The sequence below is a fragment of the Polynucleobacter paludilacus genome (assembly GCF_018687595.1).
Lineage (GTDB): Bacteria > Pseudomonadota > Gammaproteobacteria > Burkholderiales > Burkholderiaceae > Polynucleobacter > Polynucleobacter paludilacus.
This window is the reverse complement of sequence record NZ_CP061298.1, coordinates 1576885-1601307: the sequence shown is the minus strand read 5'-3', so window position 1 is coordinate 1601307 and position 24423 is coordinate 1576885. Positions and strand designations below refer to the sequence as shown.

General features: G+C 46.7%; 23 protein-coding genes and 1 riboswitch. Of the genes, 15 read left to right on the top strand and 8 right to left on the bottom strand.

The window, feature by feature from the left end:
* Nucleotides 1-45: 45 nt before the first annotated feature.
* Both AOC06_RS08385 and AOC06_RS08380 read right to left on the bottom strand, forming a co-directional pair.
* A complete protein-coding gene (locus tag AOC06_RS08385) occupies nt 46-945 on the bottom strand; it encodes an LpxL/LpxP family acyltransferase (protein WP_215380173.1) in 900 nt (299 codons plus the stop codon).
* Between the two features lie 18 nt (nt 946-963).
* On the bottom strand, nt 964-1824 hold the full coding sequence (locus AOC06_RS08380) for a lysophospholipid acyltransferase family protein (RefSeq protein WP_215380171.1): 861 nt from the start codon (nt 1822-1824) through the stop codon (nt 964-966).
* A gap of 205 nt (nt 1825-2029) precedes the next feature.
* Here AOC06_RS08380 and metK point away from each other — a divergent pair, with 205 nt between their 5' ends.
* From metK to metF, 3 genes are all read left to right on the top strand, one after another.
* Nucleotides 2030-3196 (top strand): methionine adenosyltransferase, encoded by a 1167-nt coding sequence (gene metK, locus AOC06_RS08375; protein ID WP_215380169.1) that lies wholly within the window; start codon nt 2030-2032, stop codon nt 3194-3196.
* Between the two features lie 45 nt (nt 3197-3241).
* Nucleotides 3242-3349, top strand: a riboswitch (S-adenosyl-L-homocysteine riboswitch).
* A 61-nt stretch (nt 3350-3410) separates the two neighbouring features.
* Complete coding sequence (gene ahcY, locus AOC06_RS08370) at nt 3411-4862, top strand: adenosylhomocysteinase (RefSeq protein WP_215380167.1); 1452 nt, start codon at nt 3411-3413, stop codon at nt 4860-4862.
* Nucleotides 4863-4892: 30 nt separating this feature from the next.
* Nucleotides 4893-5723, top strand: a complete 831-nt coding sequence (gene metF / locus AOC06_RS08365; protein WP_215352102.1) for a methylenetetrahydrofolate reductase [NAD(P)H] — start codon at nt 4893-4895, stop codon at nt 5721-5723.
* Here metF and AOC06_RS08360 read toward each other — a convergent pair.
* On the bottom strand, nt 5712-6323 hold the full coding sequence (locus AOC06_RS08360; RefSeq protein ID WP_255879948.1) for a 5-formyltetrahydrofolate cyclo-ligase: 612 nt from the start codon (nt 6321-6323) through the stop codon (nt 5712-5714). The genes metF and AOC06_RS08360 overlap by 12 nt on opposite strands.
* Nucleotides 6324-6449: 126 nt before the next feature.
* On the opposite strand from AOC06_RS08360, the gene AOC06_RS08355 reads away from it, so the two are divergent.
* Genes AOC06_RS08355 through AOC06_RS08345 form a run of 3 tightly spaced genes read left to right on the top strand, consistent with a single transcriptional unit; the run spans nt 6450 to nt 10392 of the window.
* Complete coding sequence (locus tag AOC06_RS08355) at nt 6450-8339, top strand: lytic transglycosylase domain-containing protein (RefSeq protein WP_215380162.1); 1890 nt, start codon at nt 6450-6452, stop codon at nt 8337-8339.
* Between the two features lie 16 nt (nt 8340-8355).
* Nucleotides 8356-9264, top strand: coding sequence for a complex I NDUFA9 subunit family protein (locus tag AOC06_RS08350; protein WP_215380160.1), 909 nt, complete (start codon nt 8356-8358; stop codon nt 9262-9264).
* 3 nt (nt 9265-9267) lie between these two features.
* Nucleotides 9268-10392, top strand: a complete 1125-nt coding sequence (locus AOC06_RS08345) for a tRNA nucleotidyltransferase/poly(A) polymerase-related protein (protein ID WP_215380157.1) — start codon at nt 9268-9270, stop codon at nt 10390-10392.
* On the opposite strand, the gene AOC06_RS08340 is transcribed toward AOC06_RS08345, so the two are convergent.
* Nucleotides 10393-11580, bottom strand: coding sequence for a class I SAM-dependent methyltransferase (locus AOC06_RS08340; RefSeq protein ID WP_215380154.1), 1188 nt, complete (start codon nt 11578-11580; stop codon nt 10393-10395). It lies immediately after the preceding gene.
* A gap of 31 nt (nt 11581-11611) precedes the next feature.
* Between AOC06_RS08340 and AOC06_RS08335 the strand changes: the two genes are divergently transcribed.
* From AOC06_RS08335 to glmS, 5 genes are read left to right on the top strand one after another with little or no spacing between them, the layout of a single operon-like run.
* On the top strand, nt 11612-12415 hold the full coding sequence (locus AOC06_RS08335; protein ID WP_215380152.1) for an SDR family oxidoreductase: 804 nt from the start codon (nt 11612-11614) through the stop codon (nt 12413-12415).
* Nucleotides 12416-12436: 21 nt separating this feature from the next.
* Entirely contained in the window at nt 12437-12832 is a 396-nt protein-coding gene (locus AOC06_RS08330) for a dihydroneopterin aldolase (RefSeq protein ID WP_215336496.1), read from the top strand.
* A 12-nt stretch (nt 12833-12844) separates the two neighbouring features.
* Entirely contained in the window at nt 12845-13753 is a 909-nt protein-coding gene (gene ttcA, locus AOC06_RS08325) for a tRNA 2-thiocytidine(32) synthetase TtcA (protein ID WP_215336495.1), read from the top strand.
* Nucleotides 13750-15210 carry a bifunctional UDP-N-acetylglucosamine diphosphorylase/glucosamine-1-phosphate N-acetyltransferase GlmU gene (gene glmU, locus AOC06_RS08320; protein ID WP_215380151.1) on the top strand — a complete coding sequence of 487 codons (1461 nt, stop codon included), beginning with the start codon at nt 13750-13752 and terminating at the stop codon, nt 15208-15210. Before ttcA ends, glmU begins: the two co-directional genes overlap by 4 nt.
* On the top strand, nt 15210-17042 hold the full coding sequence (gene glmS / locus AOC06_RS08315) for a glutamine--fructose-6-phosphate transaminase (isomerizing) (protein ID WP_215380149.1): 1833 nt from the start codon (nt 15210-15212) through the stop codon (nt 17040-17042). The genes glmU and glmS overlap by 1 nt, the downstream gene beginning before the upstream one ends.
* 19 nt (nt 17043-17061) lie before the next feature.
* Here glmS and AOC06_RS08310 read toward each other — a convergent pair whose 3' ends face one another.
* Together AOC06_RS08310 and AOC06_RS08305 are read right to left on the bottom strand one after the other, a co-directional pair.
* Nucleotides 17062-17556, bottom strand: a complete 495-nt coding sequence (locus AOC06_RS08310; protein WP_215380148.1) for a flavin reductase family protein — start codon at nt 17554-17556, stop codon at nt 17062-17064.
* Nucleotides 17553-17849 carry a hypothetical protein gene (locus tag AOC06_RS08305; protein WP_215380146.1) on the bottom strand — a complete coding sequence of 99 codons (297 nt, stop codon included), beginning with the start codon at nt 17847-17849 and terminating at the stop codon, nt 17553-17555. The genes AOC06_RS08310 and AOC06_RS08305 overlap by 4 nt, the downstream gene beginning before the upstream one ends.
* Before the next feature lie 89 nt (nt 17850-17938).
* Here AOC06_RS08305 and acuI point away from each other — a divergent pair, with 89 nt between their 5' ends.
* Entirely contained in the window at nt 17939-18922 is a 984-nt protein-coding gene (gene acuI, locus AOC06_RS08300; protein WP_215380143.1) for an acrylyl-CoA reductase (NADPH), read from the top strand.
* Between the two features lie 7 nt (nt 18923-18929).
* On the opposite strand, the gene AOC06_RS08295 is transcribed toward acuI, so the two are convergent.
* Nucleotides 18930-19097, bottom strand: a complete 168-nt coding sequence (locus AOC06_RS08295) for a DUF1289 domain-containing protein (RefSeq protein ID WP_215380140.1) — start codon at nt 19095-19097, stop codon at nt 18930-18932.
* Between the two features lie 16 nt (nt 19098-19113).
* On the opposite strand from AOC06_RS08295, the gene AOC06_RS08290 reads away from it, so the two are divergent.
* On the top strand, nt 19114-20205 hold the full coding sequence (locus AOC06_RS08290; protein ID WP_215380138.1) for an MBL fold metallo-hydrolase: 1092 nt from the start codon (nt 19114-19116) through the stop codon (nt 20203-20205).
* Here the strand turns inward: AOC06_RS08290 and AOC06_RS08285 are convergent.
* Complete coding sequence (locus AOC06_RS08285; protein WP_215380136.1) at nt 20117-20560, bottom strand: PhaM family polyhydroxyalkanoate granule multifunctional regulatory protein; 444 nt, start codon at nt 20558-20560, stop codon at nt 20117-20119. The two genes, AOC06_RS08290 and AOC06_RS08285, sit on opposite strands and share 89 nt — an antisense overlap.
* 77 nt (nt 20561-20637) lie before the next feature.
* Here AOC06_RS08285 and AOC06_RS08280 point away from each other — a divergent pair, with 77 nt between their 5' ends.
* Together AOC06_RS08280 and metH are read left to right on the top strand one after the other, a co-directional pair.
* Nucleotides 20638-21702 carry a homocysteine S-methyltransferase family protein gene (locus AOC06_RS08280; RefSeq protein WP_215380135.1) on the top strand — a complete coding sequence of 355 codons (1065 nt, stop codon included), beginning with the start codon at nt 20638-20640 and terminating at the stop codon, nt 21700-21702.
* 2 nt (nt 21703-21704) lie between these two features.
* Complete coding sequence (metH, locus tag AOC06_RS08275; protein WP_439650703.1) at nt 21705-24422, top strand: methionine synthase; 2718 nt, start codon at nt 21705-21707, stop codon at nt 24420-24422.
* Nucleotide 24423 lies beyond the last annotated feature (1 nt).

The window sequence follows — 24423 nt, the reverse complement described above, 5'->3', positions numbered from 1 at the left end:
AGCGCAGTTTGCGTGATGAGGTATTCAAAGTACAAAGTCCTTCAATTAAGAGTAGAGGCTTGGTTCGCCTGGCGGCCGATGTTTGAACCGCTTATGAACCCAATAGTACTCTGCCGGCCTTTCTCTCACAAGCTCCTCAATGTATTGATTTAGTCTTGCTGTATCTTTTTCCACATCATCAGATGGGAAGTTCGGCAGTGGAGCGCTGATATGACAGGTATAGCCATTTCGATCTGCATTCAAAGTGGTAGTCATCAGACAGACCTCAGCTCCGCTTAATTTAGCTAGACGAGACACGGAGGTGATCGTATTCGTTGGAATGCCGAAGAAGGGAACGAACACGGAATCTTTAGGACCAAGGTCGATATCGGGTGCAATAAATATGAAATTGCCCGTTTGAATTTCCCGAATGAGATCGCGTAGACGACTTTGTCGCTCAATCGACTTGCCGCCAAAGCGATTGCGCCATTCAATCATCTTTTGGTTGAAGAGGGGATTCTTCATATTTTGATAAAGACCAGCCCCCCGAGGCCAGTCATGCTTGCTCGCTAGAGCAGACAGTGCCATGAAGCCGCCCTCCAGACCAACAAAGTGCGGGTTAATTAATAGACGAGGCTTGCGATCACCCAGGGTAATTTGAGACTCAATCGAAACGATGTCTGTGATTTGTTTATCACTTCCCAGCCAAATACGACTGCGCTCCAGCACACTTCGACCAAATAATTTCCAATGCTCGATCGCTAATGCATCAATTTCAGACTCGCTCAGATTTGGAAAACATAAACGCAAATTGGTTTTGACAACTTTTGCACGCTCATTTGGAATATACGCTGCAAGCCAGCCAAGACCGTAACCAATCCAAATCGTGAGTTGATAAGGCAAGAATGCAAATAAGCGGAGCAGATTGAGCGCTAAAAAATTAAAGAAGTTTTGGAGCCAAATCATGTCGGGTATCGATATGAATTAATTGCTCGGAGGCAACTCTGCGCCAGCAGGATGTTTATAGCGGTTATACGCCCAGATAAATTGCTCTGGCGCTTTGAGAATCGCATGTTCAATTGCCTGATTCATCTCAGTGGCGGCTAGATTTGCATCCTCTGAAAATGGAGCAAGGCGCGTTGCTTGCATTAACCAGCCTTGCCCTAGATTTTTACGCTTAGCAGTAAACATGATGACGGGAGTCTTGTTGCGATTGGCAAGGCGGGCTGGCAGGGGTGTAGTGTAGGCGGGACGACCAAAGAAAGGCACCCAAACTCCATCGCCACCACTGGGAACTTGATCAGGCAATATTCCAATCGCTTCACCTTTGCTTAAGGCGCGCGTCATTTGTCTCACCCCATTTAAATTGGTTGGCACAAAATGCATATTAGGATAAGCACGACCTTCTTCCACAATACTATTGAGCCAATTCTGACGCGAAGGGCGATAGAGGATGGTTGCAGGAAAATGTTGAGCCAGCACGCGTGGAATGATTTCAAAGCCACCCAAGTGCGGTGTCAACATCACAAGCCCATGTCCTTCATTAATCGCAGCCTCTACCAAATTCCAATTTTGGATCTCGACTAATTTCAGTGCCTGTTTGGGGTTACGCCAAATCCAGAAGCTATCTGAAAAGAGCTGGCCTGAGGCCATTACTGCGGTCCAGAGACGCGAGGGCAATTGATGAGCCTTGAGGACAGCAAGATATTGAGAGCGAAAAAGTTGTCGATAGCTTGCCGAGCCAAGATAAGCCAAGAGACCCAAGCCAGCGCCGATCATTTGCACAATGCATAAGGGCAGCACAGCAATCAAAACAAGAACGGGCTTTAGTAGGAGTTTTTGCACCTATCAATGATATTCAATCATTGGTATAGAACCAAATTTCTGGACGATCTTGAAATATTTCTTATTTTTGGGATAAAATTGATCCATCGCCGAGTTAAGACAACTTGCAGGGCGATTCAAAAAATCTGCTAAAGCGTCGCCGTTGTGGTTCCTGGCACGTCGAGTTGTCCTAATGATCGTGTTAATTTTTTTAAAGGAATATGCAATGGCTAGCGATTACTTCTTTACCTCAGAATCGGTTTCTGAAGGTCACCCCGATAAAGTCTCTGATCAGATCTCTGATGCCATCCTCGATGCCATCCTGACCCAAGATCCAACTGCCCGTGTTGCGGCTGAGACACTCTGTAATACCGGTTTAGTGGTATTGGCTGGAGAAATTACAACCAATGCCAACGTAGATTACATTCAAGTAGCCCGTAATACCTTGCGTGAAATTGGTTACGACAATACCGCTTATGGTATTGATTACAAAGGCTGCGCAGTCTTAGTGGCCTATGACAAGCAAAGCCCAGATATTGCTCAAGGTGTTGATAAGGCCCATGACGATGGTCTCGATCAGGGTGCCGGCGACCAAGGCTTGATGTTTGGATACGCTTGCGATGAAACTGCTGAGTTAATGCCTTTGCCAATTCACTTGTCGCATCGTTTGGTCGAGCGTCAATCTCAACTGCGTCGTGATGGTCGTTTAAATTGGTTGCGCCCAGATGCGAAATCCCAAGTGACCCTGCGTTATGTAGACGGCAAGCCGGATTCGATCGACACGGTAGTGCTTTCTACCCAGCATGCTGAAGACATCTCTTTGGAGAAATTGCGCGAAGCAGTCATCGAAGAAATCATCAAGCCGGTATTGCCAAAGCATTTAGTCAAAGGGGCTATTAAGTATCTCGTTAATCCTACCGGCCGCTTTGTGATTGGTGGTCCACAGGGTGATTGCGGTTTAACAGGCCGCAAGATTATTGTCGATACCTACGGCGGTGCAGCTCCCCACGGTGGCGGTGCTTTCTCAGGAAAAGACCCTTCTAAGGTTGACCGCTCAGCTGCTTATGCAGGTCGATATGTTGCTAAGAACGTTGTTGCTGCTGGATTGGCTACCAAATGCTTGATCCAGATCTCCTATGCGATTGGTGTAGCTAAGCCTACTTCAGTGATGGTCAGCACCTTTGGCACTGGCAAGATTTCTGATGAAAAGATTGCTCAGTTGGTTTCAGAGCACTTTGATCTGCGTCCCAAGGGTATCGTACAGATGCTCAATCTACTGCGTCCGATCTATCGTAAAACAGCTGCTTATGGCCACTTTGGTCGTGAAGAGCCTGAATTTACTTGGGAGCAATGTGATAAAGCCCCTGCATTAAGGGCTGCAGCAGGTTTGTAAGCAGTATTGAGTTAAGAGCGGGGAAATTGTTTACAATTTCCCCATACCTTCAAGGAGCGTTGCAAGGATTGCTGTGAACCAGCCAATCCCCAGGCTTGGAGGGAGTAAATTTTTCTATCCCGAATTTACTTATTGCAACCGCGCTCGCTAACCCATGATTCAATGGCTAGCGAGTATCTACTCCGGCATTGGGTCGTATTTAGCTGGAGCATTCATGAATACCGTTTCTGATTTCAATCTACAGGATTTCGTAGCTACTCGTTGCGCGATTGCTGATATTTCTTTATCTGACTTTGGCCGTAAAGAAATTGCCATTGCTGAGACCGAGATGCCTGGACTCATCGCGATTCGCGATGAATTTTCTGCGCAACAACCTTTGCGTGGAGCCCGTATTACTGGCTCTTTGCATATGACCATTCAAACAGCCGTGTTGATTGAAACCCTAGAGGCGCTTGGTGCCGAAGTACAGTGGGCCTCTTGTAATATTTTCTCGACTCAAGATCATGCTGCTGCAGCGATTGCAGCAAACGGTACACCTGTGTTTGCGATTAAAGGCGAGACCCTCGAGCAGTATTGGGATTTCACACACCGTATTTTTGAGTGGGCCGACGGTGGATTCACCAATATGATTTTGGATGATGGTGGTGATGCTACTTTGTTATTGCACCTTGGTGCACGCGCTGAAAAAGATCAAGCCTGTATTAGTCATCCAACCAGCGAAGAAGAAACCATTCTGTTCGCCACCATTAAAAATAAATTGGCTATTGATCCAACTTGGTATTCAACTCGTCTGGAGAAAGTCAAAGGTGTTACAGAGGAAACTACAACAGGCGTGCATCGTCTCTATCAAATGTTTGCAAAGGGAGAACTCAAGTTTCCTGCGATCAATGTGAACGACTCCGTCACCAAGAGTAAGTTTGATAATCTTTATGGTTGCCGTGAGTCATTGGTAGATGCGATTAAGCGTGCAACGGATGTAATGATTGCCGGTAAGGTAGCTGTAGTTTGTGGTTATGGTGACGTGGGTAAGGGCTCTGCACAAGCTTTGCGTGCTTTATCTGCCCAGGTTTGGGTCACTGAAGTCGATCCCATTTGTGCCCTACAAGCTGCAATGGAAGGCTATCGTGTTGTGACAATGGACTACGCTGCTGATAAGGCAGATATCTTTGTTTCTGCGACAGGCAATTACCATGTCATCACTCATGACCATATGGTCAAGATGAAAGATCAAGCGATCGTTTGTAATATTGGCCACTTCGATAATGAGATTGATGTGGCTGGTATTGAAAAGTACCGTTGGGAAGAAATTAAGCCTCAGGTTGATCATGTGATTTTCCCGGCCGCTAATGGGGTGCCTGAAAAGCGCATCATTATTTTGGCTAAGGGTCGTTTGGTAAATCTGGGTTGCGGAACTGGCCATCCTTCCTATGTCATGAGCTCTTCTTTCGCCAATCAAGTGATTGCTCAGATTGAATTGTGGAATGCGGTCGGTACAGACAAGTACCCTGTTGGTGTTTATACCTTGCCTAAGCATCTTGATGAGAAGGTGGCACGCTTACAGTTGAAGAAGCTCAATGCACAGTTAACGGAGTTAAGTGATCAGCAGGCTTCTTATATTGGCGTCACTAAGCAAGGGCCTTACAAGCCTGATCACTATCGTTATTAATCAAGCTACTAAAAAGACTAGGCTAAGGTAATGGAACTGAGCGTTGAATTCTTTCCCCCTAAAACACCAGAAGGTGAGAATAAATTACGTTTAGTACGCGAGCGCTTGAGTGAAACTCTCAAGCCCGCGTTTTATTCTGTTACTTTTGGTGCTGGTGGCTCTACCCAGTCTGGGACTTTAAAAGTGGTTAGTGATATTCATGCGGCAGGTGCAATGGTTGCTCCACACTTGTCTTGTGTGGGTAGTTCGCGTGAGAGTGTGCGTCAGATGCTGAAGCAATATCAAGCGCTGGGTATTAAGCGCATCGTTGCCTTGCGTGGTGATCTGCCATCGGGCATGGGCCAATACGGTGAGTTCCATCATGCGAATGAGCTGGTGGAATTTATTCGTTCGGAGACAGGCGACTGGTTTCATATCGATGTAGCTGCTTATCCAGAAACCCATCCTCAAGCGAAATCACCAGCGAGTGACATTGACTTTTTTGTTCAGAAAATGAAGGCGGGCGCGAATTCTGCTGTGACTCAGTATTTTTACAATACCGACGCCTACTTTCGCTTTGTAGATGAAGCCTACGAAATGGGTGTTACGCAGCCTATCATTGCGGGGATTATGCCCATCACTAACAGTACGCAGTTACTGCGTTTTTCAGATGCCTGTGGCGCTGAAATTCCTCGCTGGATTCGATTGCGCCTACAGTCCTATGGCGATGATGTAGCCTCGATTCGAGCTTTTGGTGAACAAGTGGTTACTGATCTCTGTGATCAACTGTTAGTAGCCGGCGCCCCGGGATTGCACTTTTATTCATTGAACCAGGCAGAAGCCGTTTTGGCTATTGCAGACAACCTCAGTCTAGGGTCTTAAGCCAGACTCGGTCAGCATGTAGGTCAGAGGCTCATCATGGGTTTGAGCAGACCACTTGGTGTCACCTAGTTTTTGCCAATCAAAGCCGATGCCGATACAGATCGGCTGGCGCCCCAGTTTTTTCAAAAGAGCCAGGGTTCTGTCAAAGTAGCCTCCACCATAACCTAGTCGCCAATGCTTTTTCTTGTCCTGTGACTCTGACCAGCCAACACAGGGCAGCAAAATACAGTCAGGAAGAATTTGGGGTCTTTGAGAGTTGCTGGGAATCGGCTCTGGCACCCCATGCTTGCTTGGGCTTAAAACATCACCCGCTTGCCAAAGATAAAAATCCAAATGCTTATCTTCTTTTGCAAATGGCAGCGCTAGTTGTCGATCAGCCTGATTATTTGCCCAATCCAATAGGGTAGGCCGTAAATCAATTTCATTTTGGATGGGGCAATATAAGGCGATAGATTTAAGTTCTGGAGAATGGTTTGTCAAAAATTGATTCAATACCCCAATTAGCCTGGCTTCGGTTTGAGCATAGTCTGGCGATGCCATAAACTCACTGCGTTGCCTGAGTAAGTCTTGGCGGAGAGATTTGGTTGAATTACCGTGCATATTGAGCATTATCAGGTGAAAATTAAGAAATATAGTAAACAAGGTTACATAGTGAGAAAGTCGCACCAAAACCCACCACCAGCATTGAAAATCCTTTCTGGATTCCTGATCCTATGGGCAGCCCTGATGAGTCCAGGCGCGTTTGCAGACAAGTCAAAGAAAGTCCATTTGCCTAAGTCTTATGAAAGTAAGCTTGCCCCAGAGGAAATTACCGATGCAGACCGGACTTTTATAGAGTTACGGGAAGCCGCGAAAAAAAATGATGTCTTCAGGTCGCAGCAATTGGCTGCAGCTTTAGCAAATTACCCTTACGACGATTACGTTGCTTACTTTCGAATTAAGCCCCAATTATTTGATAGTGGAGGCGGCGCCCGCGCAGATACTGGTGCAGATACTCAAGTCAACGCTTTTTTGAATCAGTATCAAGGGAGTGCGATTGCGGATCGAATGCGCAATGACTGGTTGCTGGTATTGGGTAAGCGAAAAGATTGGAGTAATTTTGATGCTGAGTACGCCAAGTTTGTAGTCGATGACGATACAACGGTCAAATGCTATGTATTGCAATCGCATTTAGCTCAAGGTGAGAATACTAGCAAGGTTGCATTTGATGCGCGCAGCATTTTGATTGACCCTCGTTACTTTGGGCAATCTTGTCAAGAATTGGTGCCACTTCTAGTTCAGGCTGGAGGCATGACGCCAAGCGAGGGTAGGGCCATCGGTCGCGCTGCTAATGAAATGGGCTTTGATACGATGTCGCGTCGTTTAGGTGGCGAAGATCCCATTGCTGATGTGGTGAAGATGGCGAAAACGGATCCAGCTAGAGCATATAAGGATTTTCAGCAAATCGGTAATCGCTACAGCAAAGAGAACCAGGCTGTCGCCTGGGGAGTGATCGGCCAATTTTTGGCTAAGAAGCTGGATCCCAATGCCGATGATGCCTATCGACTGCAGCAGGCTTTAGGTTATAACGAGCTCCTCTCTACAGAGAGTCAAGAGTGGAAGGTTCGAGCAGGCTTGAGAGTGAAAGATTGGACTTTAGTGAAGCAGGCCATCGAGGGCATGAATCCTGCGGTCCGCAGTCGAGATCCGGCCTGGACCTACTGGTATGGTCGTGCACTGAAGGCAGATGGACAAGACGCCAAAGCTCGCGAATCCTTTGAGCTGATTCAGGATCAATTTAATTTTTACGGACAACTAGCGCGCGAAGAGTTGGGTAAATCGAATCATGCTCCAGCTCGAACTAAAGTTTCTGAGCAAGAAATTGATGTGATGGCAAATCGCAATGGTTTTATTCGGGCACAACATCTTTACGCAATGAATCTTCGATTTGAAGGCAATCGAGAGTGGAATTGGGAGCTGCGTAATATGTCTGATAAGCAATTGTTAGCTGCTGCGGAGTATGGAAAGAGGGTGAATTTATATGATCGTGTTGTCAATACTGCTGATCGAACCAAGCAAGAGCATGATTTCACCTTGCGCTACCCAACCCCTTTTAAGGATGACTTGGCACCGATTGCTAAACAGATTGATTTGAATTTGGCTTGGGCATATGGACTCATCCGCCAAGAGTCCCGTTTCATTATGAATGCTTCATCGAATGTCGGCGCGGCAGGCTTGATGCAAGTCATGCCAAATACTGCAAAGTATGTTGCCAAGAAAATCGGGATGACTTCATATACCAGCCAACAGCTCCAAGATAGAAATACCAACTTGACGCTCGGTAGCAATTACCTCAATATGGTTCTAAATGATTTGGATGGCTCGTGGGTGCTAGCCTCGGCTGCCTACAATGCTGGCCCGGGCCGCTCAAAACAGTGGCGCGAGAAATTGGATGGGCCAGTTGAAGGCGCTATTTTTGCTGAGACTATTCCTTTTAACGAGACTCGCACCTACGTCAAGAACGTATTGTCTAATTCCAGTTATTACGCATCTGTCATGCAAGGGCAGTCACAATCCTTAAAACAGCGCTTGGGCACCATTACTCCAAAAGCGGCAACGCAAAGCGATTTACCTTAAGAAGATAATCAATCTTATGAAATACGACATCTTACTCATCGGTGGCAATGGATTTGTGGGCCGCGTTTTATCGGCAAAACTACAAAATGCGGGTTATTCAGTATTGCTGCCTACTCGACATTTAAGCGCGGCTCGTGAACTCAGAATGTTACCTAAGGTGCATCTTGAGGATGCTGATATTCATGATTTTGATGAGCTACAAAATTTATGCGGTCGCGTGCGCTCTCATGGAGCCGTGATTAATTTGGTAGGCGTTCTGCATGATCAGCCCGACAAACCCTATGGCAAAGTATTTAAGGCGGCGCATGTCGAGCTGCCCAAAAACATTATTACCGCAATGCAATTGCATGGCCTGAAGCGCTATCTTCATATGAGTGCTTTAGGTGCCGACGAGCACGGCCCTTCGATGTACCAGCGGAGTAAAGGCGCTGGAGAGGCTGCAGTGAAGGCGAGCAATCTCGATTGGACAATCTTTAGACCCTCTGTCATTTTTGGTGCGGCCGATCAGTTCATTAATTTATTTTCTAAGCTAACAACATTATTTCCGGCTTTGCCTTTAGCGCATTGTGATGCACAGTTTCAGCCTGTCAGCGTTGATGATGTAGCCAGTGCATTTGTGAAATCGCTCACTATGCCCCAGACAATTCACCAGTCCTATGATTTAGTTGGACCAGATGTATTAACGATGAAGGCCATTGTGGAGTTTGCGGCTCGTAAAGCCAAGACAAAGTGTTTAATTATTCCTGTGCCCAATCTAGTCGGGTATTTGCAAGCCCTTGCATTTGAATATTTACCGGGACCTACGCTAATGTCTCGAGATAATATTGCTTCGATGAGTTTGCCCAATACTTTGCCTGTTAATAGTCAAGATGCCTTAGTGGATGTCTTTGGAATGAGTCGCCATACGCTTGAAGGAATGGGCTAGTTCGTGAAAACCTACGCTGTTGGTGGCGCAATACGAGATACCCTGATGGGCATCCCAGCCCACGATATCGATTATGTGGTGGTAGGAAGTTCTGTAGAGGAAATGCTTGCAAAAGGTTTTCGTCCAGTCGGCAAGGACTTCCCTGTTTTTTTACATCCCGCCACTCAAGCTGAATATGCCTTGGCTAGAACAGAGCGCAAAACAGGCGCTGGGTATAAAGGTTTTGTATTCCATACAGATCCTTCTGTCACCCTGGAGCAAGACCTTGAGCGTCGTGATTTAACCATCAATGCCATGGCACAAGAGCTCTCTGAAAATGGCGAGTGGGTGGGCCCCATCATTGATCCATTTAATGGACAAGCAGATTTAGCGAAAAAGATTTTGCGTCATGTCTCCGATGCTTTTGCTGAGGACCCTCTACGTTTACTTCGGGTGGCCCGCTTTGCCGCCCGCTTTCCTGAATTTATCGTAGCCGAGGAAACCCTCCTCGCAATTCAAGCAATCGTTCGATCTGGCGAGCTGGCAGCACTCTCATCGGAAAGAATTTGGCAAGAGCTATCAAGAGGTCTAACAGCCACTAAGCCCATGCGGATGTTTCAGGTCTTACTGGATGCTGGCGCTGCAAAATTGCTGTTACCAAGCAGTCTAAATGCGCAGCTCATCGATGAACCACAACGAGAGAGCTTGCGAGACTATTTGCGGATTGTCCCTCCAACATTAGAGGAGCGTTGTGCAGTGGTGCTCATGAATTTACCTGCTACTGAAATTCGAGCATGGTCAGAGGCGGTAAAGATGCCAAATGAAGTTCGCGACTTCAGTGAAATTTTTAGCGAACTGAATCTCTTGTTAAAGCAAAGAGGAGATCAGAAAAATACTGCTCAAGAGATTCTGGCTTGGTTTAATCGTGCTGATGTGTGGCGCAAGCCAGAGCGAGCGATGATGGTTTTGACCCTGGCCAAACAAATCGGCTTTGAGGTGAGCGATCTGATTCAGGCCTTACAAAAAGCCCAAGCCCTAGAGTTAGCGCAATGCATTGCTGATCTTGACTCCTCCGATAGAAATAACGGCGAGAAGATTCGGCTAGTGGTGGAAAAGGCGCGCTTAGCAGCGATTGCTGCAGCTCTTTAGCTAGAGGCGATTACGACCACCCAAACCGGGCAAGTCTTGAAGATGTTGTCCTGGAATGAGATCACTCAAATTCTTTGAGAAAGCAAACGCTTTAAAGAGCTCGCCCATCTCTGCTTCAGAGAGTAGTTTTTGTAAGGCGTTGGAGATTGGCAAAAATGTTTCAGCGTCTTTTGGATCAGCAAGCTCTAAAGCCAGTTCACCGATCCCTGCGTCTAGCAGATAAGCCCCTTGATTAGTCAGGAAAACGTCATCTGCTTGTTCTGCGAGAGCAATACGAGCAAGCTCAAGCCACTCCACATGTGTCGTTAAATCACAAAGACCCGGCAAATGAAAGGGGTCGGGTATTGCATGGTGGCGGTGATGCGTAATCAAAGTACCTTCTTGTCTTTGAGCGTGATAGTACTCAGACTCTGGAAAGCCATAATCTAAAGTCAGAAATAATCCAGTCTGAAGTTGCTGTGCGACTTGACGCATCCAAGCGTGAGCTTGCGGATGCAGTTCAGTCGTGTAGCCTTCGGGAAAATTTCCATTTAATAAGATTGTGGGTAATGCATTTTGGTTAACCGGTTTACCGGTCTTCCAAAGAAACTGCCCATTCTCATCAGAGACTCCGCGCCAATGCCAAAAGCCGTTCTCAAAAATAATCAGCTCACAAGGAATGGCGTCGATGACCTCGTTAGCAATAATCACCCCCTGATAGTTTTGGGGTAATTCATCTAGCCAGTGACAAGTAGTGCTGCTCTCTTGACTAGCGATTAGGTGGTTTAGACGCGATTGCTGTCTGGCAGCCAAGTCTGGAGAGATTTCGATAATTTCGTAAGCATCGAGGCTAAAGCCCTGTTTGCCCAGGTGCTGCAAAATCGCCTCAGCCAATTTTCCGGTGCCAGCTCCAAATTCTAAAATTTTGCTTGGCAGACCTTTTGATTTAAACCCTTCCAGAACCGGTAAGAGGGTATTGGCAACTGCGGAGCCAAATAATGGGCTTAATTCAGGAGCTGTCGTAAAGTCACCCCCTGCTCCCAGTTTATGGGCGCCAGCGCTGTAATAGCCCATGCCGGGTTCGTACAGGGCCATTTGCATAAAGTGGGAGAAGGGGATCCAGCCGCCTTTAGCATTGATTTCAGCACGAATTTTGCTGCTGAGCAGTTGGCTATGCTCCGCTTCTAGGCTGGTCAAGGTAATATCCATAGCTCGCTAGTCTAAGAGAATTTAACTGCACATGAGTTCTGCGTCCCAATTTACGTCAAATAAAGCCGTTTTAGTGACCGGCGCTGCAAAGCGTTTGGGTCGAGAAATTGCTTTGGAATTTGCTCGTCAGGGTTGGGACATTGCTATTCATTATGGTCGATCCGCTACTGAAGCAAAGCAGACGGTTTCCGATATCCTTGCCCTCGGGGTCAAGGCGCTAGCTTTTCAGGCTGACTTGAGTAACGAGGTAGAAGCAAAAGAACTATTTACAGCTGTAGCTAAGGCATTTCCGAATCTAGGCTGCATCATTAATAGTGCTTCAATTTTTGAATATGATCGGGCGAATTCAGATACTCCTTTAAGTGGAAAAAATGTATTGGCACATATGCAGGTGAACTTGACAGCGCCAATCATTCTTTCGCAAATGTTTTTTGAACATCAGAAGCAATATCAGTTACAAGGGGAATGTATTCCGTCAGTGATACAGCTACTAGATCAAAAACTCATTAATCCCAATCCAGATTACTTGTCTTACACGCTATCAAAAAGCGCCTTACTCAGCTCAATCGAAATTTTGGCAGTCGATTTTGCCCCTTTACTCCGCGTGATTGGACTAGCTCCTGGAATTACGCTCCCTTCTGGCGATCAAACAGCAGAGGGATTTTCAAAGGCGCATCAAATGACCCCGCTCGGTCGCTCTTCTAAGGCAATCGATGTGGCTAAAGCCGCTATATTTTTAGCAGAGTCATCTGCAATTACTGGAACGACACTCTACGTTGATGGTGGGCAACATTTGTTGCCATCGGAGCGAGATGTGATGTTCAAGACTCACTAAATGACCAAGGTAAATTAACTCATGCAAGCCATTCTCTCCCATCCTAGTCTGATTGACTGCCGCCGTTTATATTTGCGCGACTACGAGATTTACATCAATATCGGCGTTCATGATTTTGAGAAGAAAGCGGAACAACGCGTGATTCTCAATGTGGATTTATATATTCCACTTGGACTCAATACTCCTAAACAAGATTTATTGGGAGAGGTGGTTGACTATGACTTTATCCGCGAAACCATTAAGAATAGGGCTTTGCAGGGCCATATCCACTTACAAGAAACTTTTTGTGATGATATTGTTGCCGCTATGCTGGCTCACCCAAAAGTGTTGGCGGTTCGTGTTAGCACTGCCAAGCCAGATGTCTATCCTGACTGCCATTCAGTAGGCGTAGAAGTTTTTCGCATCAAGCCGGGCTAATTTTTAAATGCTATGAACGATATTCGTAAAGTCGCCTTCGAAGAAAATAAGCTAGAGAAAAAGCTTTGTCGTTTGGCCGGTCAAGCCATTGGCGACTTTGGCATGATTGAAGATGGTGACAAAGTCATGGTTTGTGTATCGGGTGGAAAAGATAGTTTTGCCATGCTTGATATATTGCTCAAGTTGCGTGAGCGAGCCCCGATTCAGTTTGAGATTGTCGCTGTTAACTTAGATCAGAAACAACCTAACTTTCCCGCGGAGACTTTGCCAAATTACTTGTCTGCATTGGGCGTGCCTTTTCATATTGAAGAGCAAGACACCTATAGCATTGTGAAGCGGGTGATTCCAGAAGGCAAAACAACTTGTGGATTATGTTCACGCTTGCGTCGTGGCATTTTGTACCGCGTAGCGGATGAGTTGGGTGCCACAAAAATTGCACTTGGCCATCATCGTGATGACATTTTGCAAACCTTATTACTTAATTTATTTCATGCGGGCAAACTTAAGGGTATGCCACCTAAACTCCGTTCGGATGATGGCAAGCATATTGTGATTCGTCCATTAGCGTATGTGCCAGAGAAATTATTAGAGCGGTATGCGGCTGATATGAACTTCCCAATCATTCCATGTGACTTGTGCGGTAGCCAGCCAAATTTACAGCGGCAGGCTATGAAACAAATGTTGCGCGAATGGGAAAAGCAATATCCGGGCCGCGTAGAGAATATATTTCGAGCAATGCATCACATCGTCCCTTCGCACTTAATGGACGCAGAGGCCTTTGATTTTAAAAACCTTGATATTTCTTCAGTTCTGTCTGGAATTGCCGCTAGATCGGCTGGAGACAAGGCGATCGATGAGGCTGAATTGGATGAATTGGCTTGTGGAACCCTGATTCCAGGGACTTATAATCCTTTGATATGAACATCGTCATTTTGGCTGCAGGACAGGGTAAGCGGATGAAATCCGCATTGCCCAAAGTTTTGCAAAATCTCGCTGGCAAGCCCCTCTTGCAATATGTGCTGGATACCGCTTTATCTTTGCTGGGAAAGCAGGTTAAACAAGGCCCGATTGTTGTTGTTGGTCACGGCGCAGGAGACGTCAAGCAGTTTTTAGCCCAACATCCTGTCTTTAATAAAGTCAGCACTGTTTTGCAGGCAGAGCAAAAAGGGACCGGCCACGCGCTTTTGCAGACCTTGAGTAAGCTGGATTCCCAAGAGCCCACTTTAGTTCTTTATGGAGATGTTCCGCTGACTAGTAAGAGAACGCTCAGCATCCTCGCTAAATTAGCAGATGGCGCTCGTGGTCAGGAATCTGCCCTAGCTTTATTGACCCAAAATGTTGATGTACCAACAGGCTACGGCCGCATCATCCGAGGTTCCAATGGTGCAGTATGTGCCATTGTTGAAGAGAAAGATGCGACGTTTGCACAAAAGCAGATTACTGAAATTAATACCGGCATCATGGTGTTGCCAACGACTCCCCTAAAAAAATGGCTGAAGTCATTAAGTGCTAATAATGCTCAAGGGGAATACTATTTAACTGACGTCATCGCCATGGCAGTGAAGGATGGCGTTCCCATTCGGACAGCGCAAGCTGATCGTGAGTTTGAAATCATTGGGGTGAATAGCCGTGAGCAATTGGCTAGCCTAGAGCGGGTATATCAACTGCAATTGGCAAAAGACTTAATGGAGGGCGGCGTATCTTTGGCTGACCCTGCTCGGATTGATATTCGTGGCAAGCTCGATTGCGGAAGTGATGTTTTCATTGATGTAGGTTGTGTTTTTGAGGGAAGCGTGCGCCTAGCCTCGGGAGTGAAGATCGGACCCTATTGCATCGTTCGCGATTGCGACATTGGTAAAGACGTTTCCATTCACCCCTTCAGCCACTTAGATGGCGCAAAGGTGGGGGCAAATGCGGTGATTGGCCCTTATGCTCGCTTACGTCCTGGTGCCGAGCTCGCCAATGAAGTGCATATCGGGAACTTCGTCGAAGTGAAAAATAGCAAGATTGGAAGCAATAGTAAGGCCAATCACTTATCTTATGTTGGCGATTCAGTTGTGGGTGCCCGCGTCAATATTGGGGCGGGTACTATTACCTGTAACTACGATGGCGTCAATAAACATCAAACGATTATTGAAGATGATGTCTTCATTGGCTCCGACACTCAGTTAGTGGCACCAATTCGGGTGAAGCGTGGAGCGACCTTGGGTGCCGGTACCACTCTGACCAAAGATGCGCCCGCTAATCAATTGACGATTTCGAGAGTGAAGCAAATCTCTTTAGAGTGGAAGCGACCTACAAAAAAAGTCACCGTTAAAGCCGCTACTAAGCAAGCAGTGAAGAAGGTAGCCAAGAAGGTACTGAAGGGTCGCAAGTAATGTGCGGAATCGTCGGCGCTGTCTCTAGTAAAAATATTGTCGAAGTATTGATTGAGGGCTTGCGTCGCTTAGAGTACCGCGGTTATGACTCTTGCGGCTTTGCTGTTATTAATAGTGCTGACACCAAACATCCTATTGAGCGTGCTAGAACCACTGCGCGTGTTGCTGAGTTGGCTGAGCAAGGTAAGCAATTTATTGGCACCTTAGGCATTGCGCATACACGCTGGGCAACCCATGGCAAGCCTGATACACAGAACGCTCATCCCCATATTTCAAATGGACTGATTGCAGTCGTCCATAACGGCATCATCGAGAATTATGAAGCTCTTAGGTCAGAGCTTCAGTCCGCAGGCTACGTATTTACCTCAGAAACAGATACTGAGGTCATTGCCCATTTAATTCATCAAGCTTATGTAGCTGAAGGACAAAAAGATCTTGGATTCGCTGTGAGATCAGTACTACCGAGATTGCATGGCGCATATGCCGTCGGCGTCATTGCGCAAGATCAGCCAGAGCTTCTGATCGGGGCTCGCGTAGGGTCGCCCTTAGTCATCGCATTGGGTGAGAGCGAAAACTTCCTGGCCTCAGATGCTCTTGCATTAGCTGGACGCGCCCACTCTATGGTGTATCTAGAAGAGGGTGATGTAGCAGTCATTAAAGCGAGCACTATCCAGATTCTGGACCAGGCTGGACAAGAAGTGAAGAGGGCCTCTAAGCCCATGCCTACTCAATCAGAAGCGGTCGATCTGGGCCCATACCAGCATTACATGCAAAAAGAGATTTTTGAGCAACCTCGTGCAATCGGCGATACCCTTGCCAACATTACTCAATTTGGAGCTGAATTATTTGGAGCGAAGCCAGCAGATTGGAATACCTTTGATCAGATTTTGATTTTGGCCTGCGGTACAAGTTATTACTCGGCTTGCGTTGCGAAGTATTGGTTAGAAGAGATTGCGGGTATTCCTACTCAAGTAGAAATTGCGAGTGAATATCGCTATCGCAAAACAGTATCTTTTCCTAACACTCTAGTCATTGTGGTTTCCCAGTCGGGTGAAACGGCTGACACTTTGGCGGCCCTGCGGCATGCTAAAAGCCTGGGACATCGCTTTACTCTGGCAATTTGTAACGTCGCTTCTAGTGCGATGGTGCGCGAAACCGATTGGCATTTTTTGACCAAGGCTGGAGCTGAGATTGGTGTTGCCTCTACCAAAGCATTTACAACCCAATTACTCGCGCTTTACCTACTGACATTGTCGATTGCAAAGCGCGCTGGTAAGTTAAATGCTGATCAAGAAAAGAAACTCTTAAGAGAGTTGCGGCATTTGCCTAAAGCGCTACATTCCGTTTTAGCGCTCGAGCCCCAAATCATTGCGTGGAGTGAGGCCTTTGCTAAATGTGAGAATGCGCTGTTTTTGGGAAGAGGCATGCATTACCCAATTGCTTTAGAAGGCGCACTCAAGCTCAAAGAAATTTCTTATATTCATGCTGAAGCTTATCCCGCTGGAGAGCTTAAACATGGCCCTTTGGCATTAGTCACCGACAAGATGCCTGTAGTCACCATCGCGCCAAAGGATGAATTGCTCGAGAAGCTCAAGTCGAACATGCAAGAAGTTAAGGCGCGTGGTGGAATGCTCTACGTATTTGCTGATCACGATACTGATATTGTGAACACTGACGAAATTCATGTGATTCGATTGCCTGAGCACTACGGCAATTTATCCCCTATCCTGCACGTTGTACCTTTGCAGTTACTCGCATATCACACTGCCTGTGCACGCGGAACGGATGTCGACAAACCTCGCAATCTTGCAAAGAGTGTAACTGTCGAGTAATCCTGCTTGGTTCGACGATTTAGTTATTCGTTGCTAAATCAAGACCAACAAATTTGCTCTTGGCAAAAATGAGGGGCTCACGCTCCGGATGATTTTGGAGCTGCAGTACTTTAGCAACAATAATGTTGTGATCGCCGCCGGCATATACAGAGATGGTCTCGCACTCATAATAAGCAACACAATCATTAACCTGTGTCAGTCCGTTTGCAGTGACACAGTGGGCTACGCCATCAAACTGATTTTCTTTGACAGTAGCAAAATGCATCGCAAGATCTTCCTGACCTCTTGCAAGAACGTGAATTAGCTGTAGATGCCCAACTTCAAAGAAGGGCATTAAACGAGAATGCTTTTTTAAGCTCCACAAGATGAGTGGCGGCTCAAGAGAGACCGTATTAAAGGAGCTGATGGTGATGCCATGAGCTTGATGACTGTCATCTAAACAGGTGATGACAGTCACCCCAGTTGCGAAAGAAGAAAAGCCCTTGCGAAGTTCTTGTGAGGTAAAAGGACTCACTTCGCTCCGGCTGTGTTTTCTGGGTTGATGGTGGTACCAGGAATCGGAATCAAGACTTCATTCTCTTCAGCCTTAACGCACTTAAAGCGATATTCTTTGCCAGCCTTAGATAAGAAGCTAGCCCCTTCATAAAAATCGTTCTTACAAGTCTTCATGGCAAAGTTCTCGGTATCTTGAGGATCTGCGCTAGAGGTAATCAGACGCATATTACCCAGGGACATGTCTACTGAAGCTGGGTAGCATCCAGTGAGAATGAAGCTTGAAACAATACTTAAGAGTAGAATTTTTTTCATGGGAACGTCCATCGTCAATAATGCTTGCTAGGATAAACCTTTTAAGCAGTTTGTTTATCGTAAAACGGGATTTTATATAAGGATAGGATATGTTTAAGGCCATTTTAGTAAATAAGGATGATCAGGGGTATCGGGCTGAGTTGGCTCAAGTCGATGAATCTAGCCTGCCTGAGGGGGATGTCAGGGTAAAAGTGCTGTATTCCACCCTAAATTACAAAGATGGCTTAGCGATTACTGGCAAAGGCCCAGTAGTGCGAAGTTTTCCGATGGTGCCCGGCATTGATTTTGCCGGCGAGGTCTTGGAGAGCAGTAGTCCCGACTTTAAGGTGGGCGATATGGTGCTTCTGAATGGCTGGGGTGTAGGTGAGGGTCATTGGGGTGGTTTGGCGCAACAGGCTCGAGTGAAGTCAGATTGGTTGATTCCAATACCCAAGGGCTTAACTGCCAAGCAAGCGCTTGCTATTGGAACTGCTGGGTATACGGCCATGTTATGCATCATGGCGCTGGAAAAGCATGGAACCAAACCTAGCGATGGCGAGGTCTTGGTGACAGGTGCGGCTGGCGGTGTTGGGAGCATTGCGATCGCCTTACTCAGTAAGTTGGGTTTCAAGGTAGTTGCAAGTACTGGGCGGATGGCAGAGGCAGATTACTTGAAAAAGCTGGGCGCCACTGAAGTGATTGACCGCGCAAGCTTATCTGCCCCAGGCAAGCCACTGGCTAAAGAGCGTTGGGCTGCCGTGGTTGATAGTGTGGGCAGTCATACTCTTGCAAATGCTTGCGCCCAGACTAAGAGTGATGGCGCGGTAGCCGCTTGCGGTCTTGCACAAGGCATGGACTTTCCTTCAACCGTTGCGCCATTTATCTTGCGTGGCGTCACTTTGTATGGCATTAATAGCGTTACTGTGCCACGTGGAAAACGGATTGCTGCTTACGAGCAACTCAGCAAGTTGCTAGATCTAAAAACACTAGATGAGATTTCTCACGAAATCAGCCTGGCAGACTCTATTGAGTATGCGCAAAAGTTGATGGCTGGCAATGTGCGTGGACGCTTAATTGTGGATGTAAATAAGTAAGCTAATTTTATTTGGGTCTACGTTCAGAGATGTGAGCGTAGACCCCAAGTTTTTCCTCATCAGTCATTACGGACCAGCTTGTGATTTCTGGAAGCGATCGATAACAACCACGGCAATATCCATTATGAGGGTCAATTTTGCAATGGTTATTACAAGGTGATGGAACGGTTGTCAAAGCAAGACCAATCAATATGAATACACAAAGTCAAAGCAAAGCAGATCAAGAGCGCGCCATTCATTATCCCTTAGCCGATCAATTGCCCCAGATGGGCGAATGTATTGAGGTGGCAACAGGAGTGTATTGGCTCAGAATGCGACTGCCGTTTGCTTTAGATCATATTAATTTGTGGCTCTTAAAAGATCAAATTGATGGTATTGCTGGTTGGACAATTGTGGATTGCGGAATCGCTAATGAAGAGACTCAGGCGGGGTGGGAGCAGATCTTTGCCACTCAGTTGAAAGGTTTGCCAGTCTTGCGTGTCATCGTGACGCATATGCATCCTGATCACATCGGTTTATCACAGTGGCTATGCGAACGTTGGAATGCTCCTTTGTGGATTTCAATGACGGATTATTTGACAGCGCAGTGGTTAAGTCACAAAGAGGGCGGGGCTGCAGATGGTAACAGGGCGGGCAGCGGAGGCTCAGCTGATCATTTTCAGAAACATGGTTTGACCACTCCAGAAGACCTAGAAAAAATTCGGGGACGCTCAAGTTACTACAGCAAGATGGTTCCTGGTGTACCAAGACAATATCGCCGCATTATTGATGGCGAGCAAATTATCATTGGGGGACATGATTGGCAAGTCATTATGGGGTTTGGACATGCGCCCGAACATGCATCTCTTTTTTGTAAAGACTTAGGCGTTTTAATATCAGGGGACATGTTATTACCCCGCATCTCCACCAATGTGAGTGTCTACGATGCAGACCCCGATGCCGATCCATTGGGTTTGTATTTAGATTCTTTGGAGCGATTTTTACCATTACCTGATGAAACGCTAGTCTTGCCTTCCCATGGCAAACCTTTTACAGGAATCAAAGTAAGAGTAGCTCAGCTCAAGAAACATCACGATGAGCGTCTCGCGGAAACGATGGCCGCATGCCAAAAACCTGCGCATGCGAGAGAGATCGTGTCCGTCTTATTTAGACGAGAACTCGATATTCACCAAATGACTTTTGCCATGGGTGAATCTATTGCTCATCTGAATTACCTACTGCGTCGAGGAAAGTTGCGTCGCCAGCTTTGCGACGACGGGGTTTTGCGGTTTTCCGTGGTTTAGCCGCAGCCTTAGGTGCAGCGCTCTTTTGTTTGAGGTCGTTGGTCGAGGCTGAAACAGCATCTCCAAAAGATTTCAGAGCCATCATGGTGGCATGTTGTACTTCAAGACCCTGAATAGTTGATTTCAGGATATTGAGATTGAGATTGAGCCAGTTTTCGACGCTCTTGAGGTCCTTAATACGCTTTTCTAGCTCATCGACATCTAGGCCTGGAAATGCTGCAGCAAAACCATTGCTAGCCTTGCTGGAATCGGCGGTAAAGGGGAATTGCCCCGGCATCTGACCAGCGGCATTTTGACCCCACATGGTTTTAAACATTTCAAGGCTTTGATTAAATTCAGGGATAGTTCCGAACATATATGCTCCGATTCAGATAAAAGTGGCTAAAGCCGATAGAATAAGGGATTCTAGAGATTAATCTTCGTTTGGTAACAATGCAATCTAAAGCCCATTTTCCATCTTATACGCGTGGCCAGACGCTGCCTGAGCTGTTGAAACAGCGCATTCTGATTCTGGATGGGGCAATGGGCACCATGATCCAGCAGTACAAGCTTACAGAACAAGATTATCGGGGTTTGCCTAGTAATACCCGTTTTGAGAATCACCCAGGCGACCTTAAAGGAAATAACGAGTTATTGGTTTTAACCCAACCCCAGATCATTCAGAAGATTCATGAGGAGTACTTGGAGGCTGGCGCAGACATTATCGAGACCAATACTTTTGGCGCTACTTCGGTAGCCCAAGAGGATTACAAAATGCCAGAATTGGCTCGTGAGATGAATGAAGTCTCAGCCAAGTTGGCGCGCCTAGCTTGTGACAAATACAGCACTTCAGATAAGCCCCGTTTTGTTGCGGGCGCGATTGGACCTACACCAAAGACAGCTAGTATCTCTCCCGATGTTAATGATCCAGGTGCGCGTAATGTGAGTTTCGATACCTTACGCACTTCTTATCGTGAACAGATTGAGGGCTTGTTTGATGGTGGCGTGGATTTGTTTCTAGTAGAAACTATCTTTGATACCTTAAATGCAAAAGCCGCTTTGTTTGCCTTGGATGAATTTTTTGAAGAAACCGGTGAGCGCCTACCAGTCATGATCTCTGGCACGGTGACCGATGCCTCGGGCCGGATTCTTTCTGGGCAAACTGTTGAAGCTTTCTGGAATAGCCTGCGTCATATACAACCTTTAACCTTTGGATTAAATTGCGCTCTAGGTGCCGCATTAATGCGCCCTTATATTGCTGAGCTCGCAAAAATCTGTAATACCGCAGTCTCTTGCTATCCCAATGCAGGCTTGCCCAATCCGATGAGCGATACCGGCTTTGATGAAACGCCGGATATCACTTCTAGTTTGGTTGATGGCTTTGCCAAAGACGGCTTAGTCAATCTCGTAGGCGGGTGCTGTGGCACAACCCCAGAACATATTCGGGCAATTGCTCAAGCGGTTGCCAAAAGAAAGCCGCGGGCGTTTTATCGAGAAACTGTTGAGGTAGATGAATGACGATGAAGCTCTCCGGTCTTGAGGCCTTCAATCTTTCAGCAGACTTACGCTTTGTAAACATCGGCGAGCGAACCAACGTCACCGGCTCAAAAGCTTTTGCACGGATGATTTTGAATAATCAATTTGATGAGGCCTTAACGGTTGCTCGACAGCAAGTTGAGAATGGCGCTCAGATTATTGATATCAACATGGACGAAGCCATGTTGGATTCTGAAGCAGCCATGACCCGCTTCCTCAATCTGATTGCCTCAGAACCCGATATTGCCCGCGTACCGATCATGATCGACTCCTCTAAATGGAGTGTGATTGAGGCGGGCTTGAAATGTATTCAAGGCAAGCCAATTGTTAACTCGATTTCCTTAAAAGAAGGCGAAGCATCTTTTAGGGCGCAGGCAAAATTGATTCGTCGTTATGGTGCCGCCACAGTAGTAATGGCCTTCGATGAACAGGGTCAAGCGGACACCTATGAGCGCAAAACGGAGATTTGTAAGCGCTGCTATGACATCCTCGTCAATGAAGTGGGATTTCCAGCAGAAGACATTATTTTTGATCCCAATATTTTTGCGATTGCGACTGGTATTGAAGAGCACGATAACTATGCGGTGGATTTCATTAATGCGACTCGGTGGATTAAGGAAAACTTACCTGGAGCCAAAATCAGTGGCGGTGTTTCGAATGTGAGCTTCTCATTTAGAGGCAATGAACGGGTTCGTGAAGCAATTCATACCGTTTTTCTATATCACGCTGTTAAAGCCGGCATGGACATGGGTATCGTCAATGCGGGTCAGTTGGGTGTTTATGAGGATCTCGACCCCGAGCTCAAAGAGCGAGTTGAAGATGTTGTTCTCAATCGCTTTAAAGAAAAAGATGGTCAGACTCCAACCGAGAGATTGTTGGCCATCGCTGATCAATTTAAAGGGGATGGCACAAAACAGGTCGAGAACTTGGTTTGGCGTGATGATCCTGTGCGATCCCGTTTAACGCATGCGCTTGTCAACGGCATTACCAGCTTTATTGAAGAAGATACCGAAGAATTACGGGCCGAGATCATGGGCGGTGGCGGTAGACCGATCGAGGTGATCGAAGGTCCATTAATGGATGGTATGAATGTAGTTGGTGATTTATTTGGAGAAGGCAAGATGTTTTTGCCCCAAGTCGTAAAGAGCGCTCGCGTCATGAAGCAAGCTGTTGCTTTACTGATCCCCTATATTGAAGAAGAGAAGCGTCAGCATGTTGCCGCTGGTGGAGAAGCTAAAGCCAAGGGCAAAATTGTGATGGCTACCGTCAAGGGCGATGTGCATGACATTGGTAAGAATATTGTGACTGTAGTGTTGCAATGTAATAACTTTGAAGTAGCTAATATGGGGGTGATGGTACCTTGCGCTCAAATCTTACAGAAAGCCAAAGATGAGAATGCAGACATCGTAGGCTTATCGGGCTTGATTACTCCATCTTTAGAAGAGATGACCTATGTCGCGCAAGAAATGCAGCGCGATCCATATTTCCGTGAGAAGCAGATTCCGCTCATGATTGGTGGCGCTACTACATCGCGCGTGCATACTGCAGTCAAGATTGCTCCTCACTATGATGGTCCAGTTGTATATGTACCAGATGCATCCCGCTCAGTCTCGGTTGCTTCTAGTCTGCTCTCTGATGAGAGTGCCAAAAAGTTTATTCAAGATTTGCGCGATGACTATGAGCGGATTCGTAAACAGCACGCCAATCGAAAGGCCGCCCCAACCATTTCGTTAGAAGCAGCCCGCAAGAATCGTGAATTAATTGATTGGGCGCATTACACGCCAGAGAAGCCCAAATTTATTGGGCGTAGAGTGTTTAAGAACTTTGCTCTCAGTGAGATTGCCAAGTACATTGACTGGACACCATTTTTTCAAACTTGGGATTTAGCTGGCAAGTTTCCAGCAATCTTGGATGACGAGGTCGTTGGAGTTGAGGCTCGCAAAGTCTTTGAAGATGCCCAAGTCTTATTGAAAAAACTCATTCAGGGCCAGTGGTTACAAGCTGACGCTGTAGTAGCGTTTTACCCAGCCGCTACAGTTGGCGATGATATTGTTTTATATAGCGATGAGTCGAAAGAGCATCCTCTATTCGTGTGGCATAACTTACGCCAACAATCCGAGCGGCCAATTGTCGATGGAGTACGTCGCCCCAATCGTTGTTTAGCGGATTATGTTGCTCCCAAGGATTCTGGTGTTGCTGATTATCTGGGATGCTTTGCTGTTACCACAGGTCATGGTGTGGAAAAGAAAGTTTCTGAGTTTCAGGCTAAGCATGATGACTACAGCGCAATTATGTTGAAGGCCTTGGCGGATCGATTGGCTGAGGCTTTTGCCGAGTTAATGCATCACCGAGTACGAACCGATTTGTGGGGCTACGCCACTGATGAGATTTTGACTAATGAACAAATGATCGATGAAGAGTATCGAGGCATTCGTCCGGCCCCTGGTTACCCCGCCTGCCCTGCGCATGAAGTAAAAGAGGATTTATTACGGGTTCTGGGTTCGGAGGACATTGGAATGACTTTGACTGAATCGATGGCCATGAATCCGGCGTCGAGCGTGAGCGGTTTTTACCTCGCCCATCCTGAGGCCCGTTACTTTAATGTGGGTAGGGTTTCTGAAGATCAGTTAGCTGATTTAGCGCTGCGTCGTGGTGAGGCAATTGAAGATGTTCGGCGCCAATTATCCAGCTCACTTGATTAAG

Bases quoted from the DNA above. Each gene is read 5' to 3' on its own strand.
- AOC06_RS08385 (WP_215380173.1), bottom strand. From the start codon at position 945: ATGATTTGGCTCCAAAACTTCTTTAATTTTTTAGCGCTCAATCTGCTC.
- metK (WP_215380169.1), top strand. From the start codon at position 2,030: ATGGCTAGCGATTACTTCTTTACCTCAGAATCGGTTTCTGAAGGTCAC.
- ahcY (WP_215380167.1), top strand. From the start codon at position 3,411: ATGAATACCGTTTCTGATTTCAATCTACAGGATTTCGTAGCTACTCGT.
- metF (WP_215352102.1), top strand. From the start codon at position 4,893: ATGGAACTGAGCGTTGAATTCTTTCCCCCTAAAACACCAGAAGGTGAG.
- AOC06_RS08360 (WP_255879948.1), bottom strand. From the start codon at position 6,323: ATGCACGGTAATTCAACCAAATCTCTCCGCCAAGACTTACTCAGGCAA.
- AOC06_RS08355 (WP_215380162.1), top strand. From the start codon at position 6,450: ATGAGTCCAGGCGCGTTTGCAGACAAGTCAAAGAAAGTCCATTTGCCT.
- AOC06_RS08350 (WP_215380160.1), top strand. From the start codon at position 8,356: ATGAAATACGACATCTTACTCATCGGTGGCAATGGATTTGTGGGCCGC.
- AOC06_RS08340 (WP_215380154.1), bottom strand. From the start codon at position 11,580: ATGGATATTACCTTGACCAGCCTAGAAGCGGAGCATAGCCAACTGCTC.
- AOC06_RS08335 (WP_215380152.1), top strand. From the start codon at position 11,612: ATGAGTTCTGCGTCCCAATTTACGTCAAATAAAGCCGTTTTAGTGACC.
- AOC06_RS08330 (WP_215336496.1), top strand. From the start codon at position 12,437: ATGCAAGCCATTCTCTCCCATCCTAGTCTGATTGACTGCCGCCGTTTA.
- ttcA (WP_215336495.1), top strand. From the start codon at position 12,845: ATGAACGATATTCGTAAAGTCGCCTTCGAAGAAAATAAGCTAGAGAAA.
- glmU (WP_215380151.1), top strand. From the start codon at position 13,750: ATGAACATCGTCATTTTGGCTGCAGGACAGGGTAAGCGGATGAAATCC.
- glmS (WP_215380149.1), top strand. From the start codon at position 15,210: ATGTGCGGAATCGTCGGCGCTGTCTCTAGTAAAAATATTGTCGAAGTA.
- AOC06_RS08305 (WP_215380146.1), bottom strand. From the start codon at position 17,849: ATGAAAAAAATTCTACTCTTAAGTATTGTTTCAAGCTTCATTCTCACT.
- acuI (WP_215380143.1), top strand. From the start codon at position 17,939: ATGTTTAAGGCCATTTTAGTAAATAAGGATGATCAGGGGTATCGGGCT.
- AOC06_RS08290 (WP_215380138.1), top strand. From the start codon at position 19,114: ATGAATACACAAAGTCAAAGCAAAGCAGATCAAGAGCGCGCCATTCAT.
- AOC06_RS08285 (WP_215380136.1), bottom strand. From the start codon at position 20,560: ATGTTCGGAACTATCCCTGAATTTAATCAAAGCCTTGAAATGTTTAAA.
- AOC06_RS08280 (WP_215380135.1), top strand. From the start codon at position 20,638: ATGCAATCTAAAGCCCATTTTCCATCTTATACGCGTGGCCAGACGCTG.
- metH (WP_439650703.1), top strand. From the start codon at position 21,705: ATGAAGCTCTCCGGTCTTGAGGCCTTCAATCTTTCAGCAGACTTACGC.